This is a genomic window from Pseudomonas sp. GW821-FHT09E12, from assembly GCF_059416085.1.
The window spans coordinates 128793-142259 of the sequence record NZ_JBWKOM010000001.1 but is presented as its reverse complement, the minus strand read 5'-3'; the positions used below and the strand labels follow the sequence as shown (position 1 = coordinate 142259).

Here is a 13467-nt window from a genome sequence, read left to right as displayed (position 1 = left end):
GGCGGAGGTCTTCTGCTTACAGGCCGGAGAGGCCAAGGACGGGATCGATTCCATCGAGTGCATCGGCCAGAGCCTTGGCCTGGTCGGCGATCCGCTTGCGCTGATCGGCGCCGACACTGTCGTAGGAGGCATAGCCCTCGGCGCTGCGCAAGGCGCCGTACTGGCTGTCGAGGGCGCCGAGGGCGCTGTCGATCTGCGCCAGCAGCGGGGTGGCGGGCTTGGCCAGCAAGGGTCGCAGCAGGTCGACGACCTTGCGCGTGGTCTCCAGGTTGGCGGCAAAGCCGTTGAGGTCGCTGTGGCTGTAGCGTTCTTCCTCGCCGCTGCCGGCGCGCACCTCGGCGATGCTGCGCTGGGTGCGCGCGACCAGGCTGACCAGTTGCTCCGGTGGCAGCGACTGGGCCAGCAGTTGTTGCTTGAGCGTGGTGACATCGCTGAGCAGGCGCTGGGCGATCGGCGCCAGGCCGCTCAGGTCGCGTTGCTGGAACAGCGCGTATTCGAGGCGGTGGAAGCCGACGAAGGCGGGGTCCTGCTCGCGTTTTTCGAAATAGTCGGCGCGGGCGTTGATGCTGTTGTCCAGCTCGCCCAGGCGCTGGGCGGCCGGAGCAAGACGCTGGTAGGCCGCGCGCGCCGGCAGGTACAAGGCCCGGGCCTGGGCCAGGTCGCCGGCCTGGATGGCGTGCTCCAGCTCGCTCACGGCCTTGATCAGGGCGCTGCTCTGGTGGCTCAGGTAGACCCGGAACTCCGACAGCGGACCGATAAAAGCGACCATCGACGGTCGGGCCTTGGCCTGGGCGTCGGACTCGGCCGTCGGGGTCACATGCAGGGTGCCGCGCGGGTTGCTCAGCAGGCCGCAGGTGATGGCGTAGTCGCCGGGCTGCAGCCTGGCGTTGATCACCTGGCTCAGGCCCGGCGCAATGTTTTCCCGTTCTTCGACCACCAGCACGCCGTCGAGGATTTCCCATTCCACGGCGCGGTCCGAGCGGTTGACGATACGAAAGCTCGCTGGCCCGGCCGGCACGCTCAGGGCGTTCGGCTCGCAGCTGCGGGGGTGGATGGTCACGGTGATTTCGTCCTGGTGCGCCTGGCGCTTGCTGGCGGCCAGCTGCGAGGCGTAATAGAACAGCCCGCCGGCGGCGATCATCACCATCACGGAGCCGGCGAGTGCCCAGCGCAGGACGCTCGGTGTCGGGGGCTGTGGGGAGGCTTGCTGGGTCATGGAAAGGCCTTACTGGCTGGAAACGGAAGACGATGGGCTGGCGGCGGGTGCCGCGCCAGGCATGAAGAACAGCACCAGGGTCACCAGCACGTAGATCAGATAGGCGCCCAGGGTGCTGACGGTCGGCGCGTCCTGGTAACCGAACATGCCGGCCAGCACCGAGCCCAGCGGGCCGTCCATCGGCAGGCTGGCGCTGAAGTCGAACAGCACCGTCTGCAGGTGGTTCCAGACCCCGGCTTCATGCAGGGCCTGCACCGAGTTGGCGAGGATGCCGGCGGCCACCACCAGGATGAACAGGCCGGTCCAGCGGAAGAACGCGCTGAGGTTCAGGCGCATGCTGCCGCTGTAGATCAGCCAGCCGACAATGATTGCCAGTACCAGGCCGAGCAGGGCGCCGATGGGCGCGGCGGGGCCTTGGCTCTGCTGGAACACCGCGAGGAGGAAGAACACGGTTTCCAGGCCTTCGCGGGCCACGGCGAAGAACACCATGGCGATCAGCGCCGTGACCTGGTGCCGGGAGCCGGTCAGCGCCTGGTCCAGCGAGGCTTGCAGGGAATGCTTGAGCGAATGCGCGACCTTGCGCATCCAGAACACCATGGAGCTGAGGATGCCCACAGCCACCAGGCCGACGATGCCTTCGAAGAGTTCCTGCTGCTTTTGCGGAAACTCGGCGCTCATCAGCTCCAGGCCGCCCCCCACCAGCAGCGCCAGGGCCGCGGCGAGAAACACGCCGATCCACACGGCCGGCATCCACTGGCCGCGCCCGGTCTGTTGCAGGTAACTGGCGATGATGCCAACGATGAGCGCGGCTTCGATCCCTTCGCGCAGCATGATCAGAAATGGAACGAGCATTCAGCACCGGCGGGGAGATAGATAGGGAGCTAAGTTGTAACATGTTGATACGTATTCGCAAATGACTATGGTTGCTATTTGCTGAACGTCAGCTGAACGGAGCGCGTTTCGCGGGGCGCGTGTTTGTGTCTGTAGGAGCGAGCGGGCGGCGATCCGACTTGCCCGCGATAGCCACGCCGCACAATGCCTGACACACCACAGTGCCTGCATCGCGGGCAAGCCTCGCTCCTACGAAGGGGGCGGCGGTGTTTGTGGGGTCAGGCCAGGTTCTGTTCGGTCAGGCGCTGCACGGCCAGGCGTCGGTAGTGGGAAGGGGTCATGCCCTTGAGTTGCTGGAAGCGCCGGTTGAAATTGGAGATGTTGTTGAAGCCGGACTCGAAGCACACGTCGGTCACTGGCTTGTCGCCGTCGGCCAGCAATTCGCAGGATTTGCTGATGCGCAGGCGGTTGACGAACTCGACGAAGCAGCGGCCGGTGGCCTGCTTGAACACCCGGGAGAAGTAGGTGGGTTTCATGCCCAGGTAGTCGGCGACTTCCTCCAGCGGCAGTTCGCGGGCGTAGTGGGCGAAGATGTAGTCCACCGCGCGGTTGGTGCGGTCGACGTTGTGCTCGTCGGCCAGTTGCACGTTGGTGGCGCCGGACAGCAACTGGTAATCGTCACAGGCGGCCAGCAGTTCCAGCAGGATGAAAAAGTGCCCGAGGCGGGTGATGCCGCTGGAGTCGGCGATGCGCTGCATCAGCTCCATGGCCTGGGCGATGGTGCGTTTGCAACGAAACTCGATGCCGTACTGCGCGCGCTCCAGCAGCGGCGTCAGGCTCTTGAGTTCGGCGAACACCTGATAGCCGCTTTCGAACAGCTCGTCGGTGAAGTTCACCAGCATGTCGCGCTTGGCCACCACTTCGTCCTCGGCCACCTGGCTGATCCAGTTGTGGGGCAGGTTGGGGCCGGTGAGGAACAGCGATTCGGGGTAGAAGTTGCCGATGTAGTCGCCGATGAACACCTTGCCGGAGCTGGCGACGATCAGGTGCAGCTCGTACTCCTTGTGGAAGTGCCAGCGCACCAGGGGGCAGGGGAAGCCGTGCTGGCGATAGATGATCGACAGGCCGTTATGGTCGTCCATCAATTCGTAGGAAGGGTCGGTGACTCTCGCTGATCGGCTCATGGCGCTGCGCTTTTATCGTTGTTGCGCCCGATCATGCCTCCTTCAAACCCTCAGCACCAGTGCCGGCCGTAACACCTGTAGCCGCTGGCGCAGCCTGCGACAAGGTCCGCAGGACCTTCAGGGCCCGCAAGAGCGGCGCCCCCTTCGGGGTCGATCGCAGACTGCGGCAGCGGCTACAGGGTCGGGTGTCCGGGGGATCGGCGGGCGTGCCTCAGGCCAGGCGGTTTTTCGCTTCGATCCACTGCGCCATGTACTGGGTGCTCTTGTGGTGATGGTGACGCAGCATGCCGCCGGTGAAGTTATCGCGGCGCAGTTGCGCCAGGTTCGCCCGGCAGTACTGCAGGCGCTCGATCAGGGCCGGGCCGTGGACCTGTTGCCGATAGCGCGCAAGCAACAGTTGGCGCCCCTGTTCCTGGGCCGCGCTCCACAGCGCCTGGTCCTGGTACAGGCGCACCGCCGCCGCGGCGATGGCGCTGGCCGACTCGGCAATCGCTCCCGGCCAGGGCGCGTCACCGTGCATGGCTTCGGCGCCGACCGGGGTGGTGACGCTCGGCGTGCCACAAAGCATGGCGTCCAGCAGCTTGCCCTTGATGCCCGCGCCGAAGCGCAGCGGCGCCAGGCAGATCCGCGCGGCGGACATGACTTGCAAGGCATCCTCGGCCCAGTTCATCACCTGGAAACCCTGGGCCGGGTTGTGCAGGGCCGCGGCCTTGGGCGGGGTGTAGGCGCCATAGAGATGCAACTGCGCGCCCGGCAGCTGCTGGCGGATCAGCGGCCACACGGCGTTCTTCATCCACAGCACCGCGTCCCAGTTCGGCGCGTGGCGGAAGTTGCCGATGCTCAGGAAGTGCGCCCGTTCGGCGAAGGGCACATAGCTGTGCGGCATGTGCTCGGGCATCAGCGGGCACCAGTGCAGCAAGGCCGGCGGCAAACCGAATTGCCCGACCAGCAACTCGATCTCGAACTCGGAGATCATCAGGCTCAGGTCGCAGCGGTACAGCGCGGCGATCTCGCGCCGGGCCTGGTCGGTGTCGGCCATGGCGGCGAACTCCTGCGCGGCGGCGGGGGCGAACAGGGCGCTGAAGTCATCGTTGTCGTCGCTGGCCTTGAGGCGCTCCTTGAGGCGCTGATGGCGGGCGTGGCGCAGGCTCTGCAGGTCGGAGGTCTCGAGCACGCGCAGCGCGCCGGGGCACTGTTGTTCGACGCGCCAGCCGAACTGTTCCTCCATCATGAACTGGTCGAACAGCACGATATCCGGCGCCAGTTCGGCGATGAAGCGGTCGAAACTGCTGTTATTCAGTTCGATCGGGCACTCGCGGATGCCCAGGGCGCTCAGGTCTTCCTTGTGCTCGCCGGGGTTGGCCGGGCTGCTGAAGGTGATGTCCCAGCCTTGCCGGAGGAGGACCTGGAGGATCTGCATCAGGTGCCCGCTGGCCGCCGATGAGCGGGGTTCGGGCCAGACATAACCAATGACCAGGACTTTGGTGGCGGCGGTCGGACTCATGAGTGGGTATTCCTGAAAAGCGCGGGGGTGTCTGTGGGGGGCGCCATTAAACCACAGCAGGGCGCTGGCGCGGCCGCCCTGGCGCCCATGGCCGAGGTGCTCGTCGGGTCGGCGCGGGTTACCGAGGGTTCAGCCGAGGATGGCGCGGACCTTGTCGCGCAACTGGTCGATGGAGAAGGGCTTGCCGATCACCTCCATGCCGGCAGGCACCTCGATGTTTTCCGCGTAGCCACTGGCGAACAGTACCGGCAACTCCGGGCGCAAGGCGCGGGCGCTGGCCGCCAGTTCCTTGCCGTCCATGCCGGGCAGGCCGACGTCGGTCATCATCAGGTCGATCCGCAGCGCGCGGTCCTGCAACCGGGCCAGGGCCTCTTCGCTGCCCGCGGCTTCCAGCACCTTGAATTCCAGCTCCTCCAGCACATCGACAATCAGCATGCGCACGATGGCATCGTCTTCGACGACCAGGATGGTGGAATCGGTGGGGGACATGGCAAGGCTCTCGAAAATAAATGGAAAAAAAGGACGGCAGCGGAAAAAAGTGCTTGTCTCTTGCATCAGTAAATAACGCGCAATGACAAGTTCCCAAGGCTGTACAAAAAAGTAATCCTGTACAAGTTGTGCCAGAATAACCTGTCTGATCGAGGGTGGGCAGTGCAGGATGAAAAATTGCCACCGAGCTTGTCGCAAGCATAGATACGCTGCCCTCCTTTGGGGCAAACTCCATGGTTTTTGACCCTTTACCAAGGCCTTTCAATGATCTCTTCGTCTTCGGTCGATGAACAGAGTTTTCGCAAGCTGCTAAGCCGCAACATCGCGCTTCCCCTGGGCGTGGGCGTGCTCAGCGCGGTGGTCTTCGTGTCCCTGATCAGCTATCTGCTCTCGGCGATCCAGTGGGTCCAGCACAGCGATCGGGTGATCAACGGCATCAACCAGGCCGCCAAGCTGACGGTCGACCTGGAAACCGGCATGCGCGGCTTCCTGATCACCGGCGACGAGCATTTTCTCGACCCGTATGAAGTGGCCAAGCCGCAGATCTTCAGCGAATTGCGCGAGCTGCGCGGGCTGGTGGCGGATAACCCACAGCAGGTGGACCGCTTCAAGCGCCTGGAGGCCTTGCAGGAAGAGTGGGGCCTGCACGCGAAAAACATGATCGAGATGCGCCGCCAGGAGGGCGATTATCGCCGCTCGGTGCAGTCCGGCCGGGGCAAGCGCCTGACCGACCAGATGCGCAAGGAGTACGACGAAGCGGTGGCGATGGAGCAGCAACTGCGGGTCGATCGCAACGAGAATGTCACGCGTACCACGATCCTCAGCGTGGTCCTGTACCTGCTGTTCGTGGTGGTGATCAGCGGCCTGCTGGCCTATATCGGGCGCCGCGACCTGCTCAACCTGTCGAAGAGCTACAGCGCCAACCTCGAGGCCCAGCAGCAAAGTGCCCGGAGCCTGGCGCAACAGGCCTGGCTGCGCAGTGGCCAGACCGAACTGGCCGAGCAGTTGCTGGGGCAACTGACGCTGAACCTGCTGGGGCGCAACCTCCTGCAGTTCTGCGCGCAATACCTGGGCAGCGTGGTGGCGGCGCTGTACGTGCGTGAAGAGCACGGCGGCCTCAAGCGCGTGGCCGCCTACGGCTTCTCCCGCGAGCAGGAAGAGCGCGAACAGTCGATTTTCCTCGGTGAAGGCATGGTCGGCCAGGCGGCCCAGCAGGACCGGCTGATCCGCCTGGACGAGGTGCCCGCCGATTACTTCAAGGTCAGCTCCGGCCTGGGCGAAGGCGTGCCTCGCAGCGTGCTGGTGGTGCCGACCAGCGACGACGACCGGGTCAACGGGGTGATCGAGCTGGGCTTCCTGCGCGCCCTCAGCGAGCGTGATGTCGAGCTGCTGGAACTGATCGCCGGCAATATCGGCACCGCCATCGAGGGCGCGCGTTATCGCCAGCGCCTGCAGGAAGTGCTGGCCGAAACCCAGCAGCTCAACGAAGAGCTGCAAGTGCAACAGGAAGAACTGAAGACCGCCAACGAGGAGCTCGAGGAACAGTCGCGGGTGCTCAAGGAGTCCCAGGTGCACCTGGAGGCCCAGCAGGTGGAACTGGAGCAGACCAACGAGCAGCTGGCGGAGCAGCGCGACGCCATGGACCGCAAGAACGGCGAGCTGAACCAGGCCCAGGTGCAGCTGCAGGAGCGTGCCGAGGAGCTGCAGCGTTCGAGCAAGTACAAGTCCGAATTCCTCGCCAATATGTCCCACGAGCTGCGCACGCCGCTGAACAGCTCGCTGATCCTGGCCAAGCTGCTGGCGGAAAACGCCGAGGAAAACCTCAGTGCCGAACAGGTGCAGTTCGCCGAGTCGATTTATTCGGCGGGTAACGATCTGCTCAACCTGATCAACGACATTCTCGATATTTCCAAGGTCGAAGCCGGCAAGCTCGAAGTGCGTCCGGAAAACGCCAGCGTCGCGCGCCTGGTGGAAGGCCTGCGCGGGCTGTTCCAGCCGCTGACCGCGGACAAGGGCCTGGAATTTCGTGTCGAGTTGCAGCCTGGCGCGCCTTCGATGCTGTTCACCGACTGCCAGCGGGTCGAGCAGATTCTCAAGAACCTGCTGTCCAACGCGGTGAAGTTCACCGAGAAGGGCCAGGTCAGCCTGACCGTGTCGCGCGAGCCCGAGGCGGGCATTGCCTTTGCTGTGCGCGACTCGGGCATTGGCATCGCCCCGGAACAGCAGGAAAGCATTTTCGAAGCCTTCCGCCAGGCCGATGGCACCACCAATCGCCGTTATGGCGGCACGGGCCTGGGGTTGTCGATTTCCCGCGACCTGGCGGCATTGCTCGGCGGTTCGATCACGGTCGCCAGCGAGCCGGGGCAGGGCAGTGTCTTCACCCTGGTGCTGCCGGAACAATACGTCGAGCACGCACCAGAGCCGCAAGAGGCGACCAGGCCCGCCGCCGTGCGGGTGGCGCCGGCGCCGAGCAAACCGGCTGCACCGCCGGTGCCTGAGGTGGAGATTGCGCGTTTCGCCGACGATCGCGACAAGGTACCGTTCGCCACCCGCTGCATCCTGGTGGTGGAGGACGAACCGAACTTTGCCCACATTCTGTATGACCTGGCCCACGAGCTGGGTTACCAGTGCCTGGTAGCCCACGGCGCCGACGAGGGCTACAGCCTGGCCGAGCAGTTCGTGCCGGACGCGATCCTGCTGGACATGCGCCTGCCGGATCATTCCGGGCTGACGGTGTTGCAGCGCCTCAAGGCGCATGCCGCCACCCGGCATATCCCGGTGCATGTGATCTCCGTGGAAGACCGGGTCGAGGCCGCCATGCACATGGGCGCCATCGGCTACGCGGTCAAGCCCACCACCCGGCAAGAGCTCAAGGACGTGTTCGCCCGCCTGGAAGCCAAGCTCACCCAGAAGGTCAAGCGTGTGCTGCTGGTGGAGGACGACGACCTGCAGCGCGACAGCATCGCCCGGCTGATCGGCGACGACGACATCGAGATCACCGCTGTCGGCCTGGCCCAGGAGGCCCTGGAGCTGCTGCGCGACAACCTCTACGACTGCATGGTCATCGACCTGAAGCTGCCGGACATGCTCGGCAACGACCTGCTCAAGCGCATGTCCACCGAGGACATCTGCTCGTTCCCGCCGGTGATCGTCTACACCGGGCGCAACCTGACCCGCGACGAAGAGGCGGAGCTGCGCAAGTATTCGCGCTCGATCATCATCAAGGGCGCGCGCTCGCCCGAGCGCCTGCTGGACGAAGTGACCCTGTTCCTGCACAAGGTCGAGTCGCAGCTGTCCCACGAGCGGCAGAAGATGCTCAAGGCCGCCCGCAGCCGCGACAAGGTCTTCGAGGGGCGCAAGGTCCTGCTGGTGGACGACGACGTGCGCAATATCTTCGCCCTCACCAGCGCCCTGGAGCAGAAGGGCGCGATCGTGGTCATCGGCCGCAATGGCCATGAGGCGATCGCCAAGCTCAACGAAGTCGAGGACATCGACCTGGTGCTGATGGACGTGATGATGCCCGAGATGGACGGCTACGAAGCCACCCAGGAAATCCGCAAGCAGCCGCGCTGGCGCAAGCTGCCGATCATCGCGGTGACCGCCAAGGCCATGAAGGACGATCAGGAGCGCTGCCTGCAGGCCGGGGCCAACGATTACCTGGCCAAGCCGATCGACCTCGACCGGCTGTTTTCCCTCATTCGAGTCTGGTTACCCAAGATGGAAAGAATCTAGTGGAGCGCAATACCGAGATTGAACTGCGCCTGTTGATCGAAGCTATCTACCTCAAGTACAGCTACGACTTCCGCGATTACTCCGGCGCCTCGATCAAGCGCCGGATCAACCATGCGCTGCGCCAGTTCGAATGCAAGACCATTTCCGCCCTGCAGGAGCGGGTGCTGCACGATCCGGGCGCGTTCATGCAGCTGCTGCAGTTCCTGACGATCCCGGTCAGCGAGATGTTTCGCGACCCGTCGCACTTCCTGGCGATTCGCCAGGAAGTGGTGCCGCTGCTCAAGACCTATCCCTCGATCAAGATCTGGATCGCCGGCTGCAGCACCGGCGAAGAGGTCTATTCCATGGCCATCCTGTTGCGCGAGGAAGGGTTGCTGGAGCGCACCATCATCTACGCCACCGATATCAATCCCAGCTCCCTGGAGAAGGCCAAGCAGGGCATCTTTTCCCTGGAGAACATCCGCGCCTATACCCAGAACTACCAGCAGGCCGGCGGTTTGCGCTCCTTTGCCGACTACTACACGGCGGCCTACGACTACGCGATCTTCGACAAGACCTTGCGTGAGAACGTGACCTTCGCCGATCACAGCCTGGCGACCGACAGCGTGTTTTCCGAAACCCAGCTGATTTCCTGTCGCAACGTGCTGATCTATTTCAACAAGAAGTTGCAGGACCGGGCCTTCGGCCTGTTCCACGAGTCGCTCTGCCACCGTGGGTTCCTGGTGCTGGGCAGCAAGGAAACCCTGGACTTCTCGACCTACGGCGAGCATTTCGAGCCGCTGGTCAAACAAGAACGGGTCTACCGCAAATCATGAACGATGACGCCAACGGGCAATCCGCCTTGCCGCGGGTCGAGGCCATAGTGATAGGCGCGTCGGCCGGCGGCGTCGAGGCGTTGCTGAAAATCTTCACGGCGTTTCCCGAGGGCTTCAGCCTGCCGATAGTGGTGGTGCTGCACCTGCCCGAAGAGCATCGCAGCCAGTTGGCCGAGCTGTTCGCCCAGCGCCTGGCGCTGCCCGTGAAAGAGGCCCGCGACAAGCAGACCATCGAGCGCGGCACCCTGTATTTCGCCGTGCCCGGTTATCACTTGTCGGTGGAACAGGACCGCAGCCTGTCCCTGAGCCAGGAGGAGCGCGTGCATCATTCGCGTCCCGCCATCGATTACCTGTTCGACTCCGCCGCCGATGCCTATGGCCCGCGCCTGGCCGCGGTGCTGCTGACCGGGGCCAACCAGGACGGCGCCCATGGCCTGGCCCAGGTCAAGCGGCGCGGCGGCCTGAGCATTGTCCAGGACCCGGCCGAGGCCCAGGTGGCGACCATGCCCGAGGCGGCCATCGCGCTGCACCGACCGGATTACATTCTCCCTTTGCACGGCATCAGCCGTCTGCTTGTCGAGCTGGAACGAATCGCATGTTAAGTAATATCCAAGCCAAGCTGCTGATCGTCGACGATCTGCCAGAGAACCTGTTGGCCCTCGAGGCGCTGATCAAGCGCGAGGACCGCCAGGTGTACAAGGCGCTGTCAGCAGACGAGGCATTGTCGCTGTTGCTCCAGCATGAGTTCGCCATGGCCATCCTCGATGTGCAGATGCCCGGCATGAACGGTTTCGAGCTGGCCGAGTTGATGCGCGGCACCGAGAAGACCAAGAACATCCCCATCGTGTTCGTCAGCGCCGCCGGGCGCGAGCTCGACTATGCCTTCAAGGGCTACGAAAGCGGCGCGGTGGACTTTTTACACAAGCCGCTGGATACCCATGCGGTGAAGAGCAAGGTCAATGTGTTCGTCGACCTGTACCGGCAGAGCAAGGCCATGAAGCAGCAGGTCGAAGCCCTGGAGCAGAGCCGGCGCGAGCAGGAGGCATTGCTCAAGCAGTTGCAGGCGACCCAGAACGAGCTGGAGCAGGCGGTGCGCATGCGTGACGATTTCATGTCGATCGTCGCCCACGAGGTGCGCACGCCGCTGAACGGCCTGATCCTGGAAACCCAACTGCGCAAGATGCACCTGGCCCGCGACAACGCCGCCGCCTTCACCCTGGACAAGATGCACGCCATGGTCGACCGCGACGAGCGCCAGATCAAAAGCCTGATCCGCCTGATCGAGGACATGCTGGACATCTCGCGGATCCGTACCGGCAAGCTGTCGATCCGCCCGAGCCGGGTCGACCTGGTGCAGCTGGTACGCGGCCTGCTGGAGAATTTCGCGCCCCAGGTCGAGGCCGCTGAGTCGTCGATTGCCCTGAGCGCCGAAGACTCGGTACTCGGCCAGTGGGACGAGTTCCGCATTGAACAGGTGATCTCCAACCTGCTGACCAATGCCTTGCGTTATGGCGCCAAGAGCCCGATCGAAGTACGGGTGTACAGCGCGGACGGGCAGGCGCGGGTCGAAGTGCGCGATCACGGGATTGGCATCAGCGAGGAAAACCAGGCGCGTATCTTCCAGCAGTTCGAGCGCGTCTCTGTCAATCATGCGGTGGCCGGGCTCGGGCTGGGGTTGTTCATTTCCGAGCAGATCGTCACCGCCCATGGCGGCACCATCGAAGTCGACAGCAGGATCGGCGAAGGTGCCCTGTTTCGCGTTTGTCTGCCGCTGTAGGAAAACACCGGCTCCCACGCAACCTTCTGGATGACCGGATGGTCGTATCAGCAGCTATTGACCGAACAAAGGCTTCTCATGAGTGAAGATGCACAAGACGTCGTACTGATCGTCGAAGATGAACCGGTGATTCTGATGTTGCTCGCCGACTATCTGTCGGGCCTGGGCTACCGGGTGTTGCAGGCGGAAAACGGCGAGCAGGCATTCGAGATCCTCGCCAGCAAACCGCACCTGGATGTGATGATCACCGACTACCGGCTGCCGGGCGGGATTACCGGGGTGATGATCGCCGAGCCCGCGGTGAAACTGCGCCCCGACCTCAAGGTGATTTTCATCAGCGGCTATCCCACCGAGATTCTCGAATCCGGCAGCCCCATCGCGAGAAGCGCGCCGATCCTGGCCAAGCCCTTCGACCTCGACAGCCTGCAAGAGCAGATCCAGCGCCTGCTGGCGTAACCTCCCGCGGCCGGCAGCGGGCATGTAGCCGCCAGCAAGATCGTCAATCGAGCCTCGCGGCGTATCAGACAACATGCATGTTCAGGACTTGCGCCTGCGGCAGCGGCTACGCGAAGTCTGCCGCGCTCCTGTAGCCGCTGCCGAGCCCGCGAGGCTGCGCTCGCCTGCAAAGCAGGCGTAAATCCAGGCCGCGCACTCCACCTGGTCCACCGCAGAATCAGGTTTTGCGACAACTGCGTTGTCGATCGCAGCCTTGCAGGCTCGGCAGCGGCTACAGGGGAATAGCCTTTACAGGCCTTGCTGCAAGGCCGGATCGTCAGGGTTCTGTTGCTCCAGCTGGGCCAGGAGGATCTGCACGTTCTGCAACTGGCCGCTTTCCTTCCAGTACTTGATCAGCAGCACCCGCGCCTTGCGGTTGGCGGGTTGGCGCTGGACGATTTCCTCGAGCTGTTTCTGCGCCGCTTCCAGCTCTTCTTCGCTGTGCAGGGTGGTGGCCAGGTCATAGCGGTAGTCGGCGTTGTTCGGCTCCAGTTCCACGGCGCGGGACAGGCCGAGCAGGGCGAACTCGCTCTGGTCGTGGTGCAGCAGCCACATGCCCAGGGCGTGTTGCAGGTAGGCGGAATCCTGTTGCGCCTGCAGCTGTTTGGCCAGCAACTGGCGGGCGGCTTCGCTGCGGCCCTGGCGGTCGAGCACCTCCAGTTGCAGGATCACCGCTTGCAGGTTGTCCGGTTGCAGGCTCAAGGCGTGCTCCAGCGTCTGCTGGGCCTGGTCCAGGTTGGCGTTGTGCAGGTACAGGCGCGCCAGCTGGTATTGTGCCTCGACGTTCTCCGGCTGGGCCTTGAGCACCTGGGTGTACTCATCGATCACTTGCTGCAGCGGCCCGAAATACAGGCCCTGTTCATCCGGCGACAGGCCGAGCAGGGCGGTGACGGCGGCGAAGCGCACGCTTTGCACTTCGTCGTCCAGCAGCGGGCCGATCAGCAGGCTGCGCTGGCGCGCCGGAACCAGGCCGAGCACCGCCTGAATGGCCGCCTCGCGGACCTCGGGCTCGGTGTGGTGCAGGCCGGCGTCGGCCAGTTTCAGCGCCTGTGGGCTGGGGTAGTTGTGCAGCTCGGCGAGCAGGCGGATGCGGCGGCTGTCCGACAGGTCCGGACGCCCCAGCTGCTGATACAGCACCCGCGCCGCGCCGGGCTGGCCGTTGCGCGCCTGCTCCAGCGCCTTGCCGTAACCGTGCCTGATCGCATCCGGCACCGCCGGTGGCGTGGTACGCAGGAACAGCCACGCCAGGCCCAGGGCCAATACGACGAGGAGGCTGATCAACAGGGTGCGGCGGGGCTTGGTCATGCAGGCATCCATGGCGGGGGCGGCTTTACGAAGGCGCAAGCTTCGGTCAGGTTCCCCTCGGAGTCAAACCCGCTTGCGGGGCGGCGGGCACGACTCGGGTTTTTGCGGCGGGCAAGGCT

The 13467-nt window shown here is 64.3% G+C and carries 11 protein-coding genes; 5 read left to right on the top strand and 6 right to left on the bottom strand.

Annotated elements, in window-relative coordinates:
* Positions 1 to 16 precede the first annotated feature (16 nt).
* The 5 genes from efeO to AC07PQ_RS00530 form a co-directional block, all read right to left on the bottom strand.
* Positions 17 to 1216 (bottom strand): iron uptake system protein EfeO, encoded by a 1200-nt coding sequence (gene efeO, locus AC07PQ_RS00550; RefSeq protein WP_493184786.1) that lies wholly within the window; start codon positions 1214 to 1216, stop codon positions 17 to 19.
* Positions 1217 to 1225: 9 nt separating this feature from the next.
* Entirely contained in the window at positions 1226 to 2068 is an 843-nt protein-coding gene (gene efeU, locus AC07PQ_RS00545; protein WP_493184787.1) for an iron uptake transporter permease EfeU, read from the bottom strand.
* Between the two features lie 257 nt (positions 2069 to 2325).
* Positions 2326 to 3231: an AraC family transcriptional regulator gene (locus AC07PQ_RS00540; protein ID WP_037036290.1), complete on the bottom strand. Its 906-nt coding sequence runs from the start codon at positions 3229 to 3231 to the stop codon at positions 2326 to 2328.
* Between the two features lie 211 nt (positions 3232 to 3442).
* Positions 3443 to 4735 (bottom strand): glycosyltransferase, encoded by a 1293-nt coding sequence (locus AC07PQ_RS00535; protein WP_493184788.1) that lies wholly within the window; start codon positions 4733 to 4735, stop codon positions 3443 to 3445.
* Positions 4736 to 4864: 129 nt separating this feature from the next.
* On the bottom strand, positions 4865 to 5224 hold the full coding sequence (locus AC07PQ_RS00530; protein ID WP_493184789.1) for a response regulator: 360 nt from the start codon (positions 5222 to 5224) through the stop codon (positions 4865 to 4867).
* Positions 5225 to 5488: 264 nt separating this feature from the next.
* Here AC07PQ_RS00530 and AC07PQ_RS00525 point away from each other — a divergent pair, with 264 nt between their 5' ends.
* From AC07PQ_RS00525 to AC07PQ_RS00505, 5 genes are all read left to right on the top strand, one after another.
* The gene (locus AC07PQ_RS00525; protein ID WP_493184790.1) at positions 5489 to 8956 is read left to right on the top strand and encodes a response regulator; all 3468 of its coding nucleotides are present in this window, start codon (positions 5489 to 5491) and stop codon (positions 8954 to 8956) included.
* Complete coding sequence (locus AC07PQ_RS00520) at positions 8956 to 9771, top strand: CheR family methyltransferase (protein ID WP_007924856.1); 816 nt, start codon at positions 8956 to 8958, stop codon at positions 9769 to 9771. The genes AC07PQ_RS00525 and AC07PQ_RS00520 overlap by 1 nt, the downstream gene beginning before the upstream one ends.
* Positions 9768 to 10373, top strand: a complete 606-nt coding sequence (locus AC07PQ_RS00515) for a chemotaxis protein CheB (RefSeq protein ID WP_053261430.1) — start codon at positions 9768 to 9770, stop codon at positions 10371 to 10373. Before AC07PQ_RS00520 ends, AC07PQ_RS00515 begins: the two co-directional genes overlap by 4 nt.
* On the top strand, positions 10367 to 11548 hold the full coding sequence (locus AC07PQ_RS00510) for a hybrid sensor histidine kinase/response regulator (RefSeq protein ID WP_274303351.1): 1182 nt from the start codon (positions 10367 to 10369) through the stop codon (positions 11546 to 11548). Before AC07PQ_RS00515 ends, AC07PQ_RS00510 begins: the two co-directional genes overlap by 7 nt.
* Positions 11549 to 11626: 78 nt before the next feature.
* Entirely contained in the window at positions 11627 to 12004 is a 378-nt protein-coding gene (locus tag AC07PQ_RS00505; protein WP_007924849.1) for a response regulator, read from the top strand.
* 288 nt (positions 12005 to 12292) lie between these two features.
* Here AC07PQ_RS00505 and AC07PQ_RS00500 read toward each other — a convergent pair whose 3' ends face one another.
* A complete protein-coding gene (locus AC07PQ_RS00500) occupies positions 12293 to 13348 on the bottom strand; it encodes a tetratricopeptide repeat protein (RefSeq protein WP_007924848.1) in 1056 nt (351 codons plus the stop codon).
* Between the last annotated feature and the right edge of the window lie 119 nt (positions 13349 to 13467).

Coding starts and splice junctions, on each gene's coding strand:
- AC07PQ_RS00515 (WP_053261430.1), top strand. CDS start 9,768: ATGAACGATGACGCCAACGGGCAATCCGCCTTGCCGCGGGTCGAGGCC.
- AC07PQ_RS00525 (WP_493184790.1), top strand. CDS start 5,489: ATGATCTCTTCGTCTTCGGTCGATGAACAGAGTTTTCGCAAGCTGCTA.
- AC07PQ_RS00505 (WP_007924849.1), top strand. CDS start 11,627: ATGAGTGAAGATGCACAAGACGTCGTACTGATCGTCGAAGATGAACCG.
- AC07PQ_RS00510 (WP_274303351.1), top strand. CDS start 10,367: ATGTTAAGTAATATCCAAGCCAAGCTGCTGATCGTCGACGATCTGCCA.
- AC07PQ_RS00540 (WP_037036290.1), bottom strand. CDS start 3,231: ATGAGCCGATCAGCGAGAGTCACCGACCCTTCCTACGAATTGATGGAC.
- efeO (WP_493184786.1), bottom strand. CDS start 1,216: ATGACCCAGCAAGCCTCCCCACAGCCCCCGACACCGAGCGTCCTGCGC.
- AC07PQ_RS00500 (WP_007924848.1), bottom strand. CDS start 13,348: ATGACCAAGCCCCGCCGCACCCTGTTGATCAGCCTCCTCGTCGTATTG.
- efeU (WP_493184787.1), bottom strand. CDS start 2,068: ATGCTCGTTCCATTTCTGATCATGCTGCGCGAAGGGATCGAAGCCGCG.
- AC07PQ_RS00535 (WP_493184788.1), bottom strand. CDS start 4,735: ATGAGTCCGACCGCCGCCACCAAAGTCCTGGTCATTGGTTATGTCTGG.
- AC07PQ_RS00530 (WP_493184789.1), bottom strand. CDS start 5,224: ATGTCCCCCACCGATTCCACCATCCTGGTCGTCGAAGACGATGCCATC.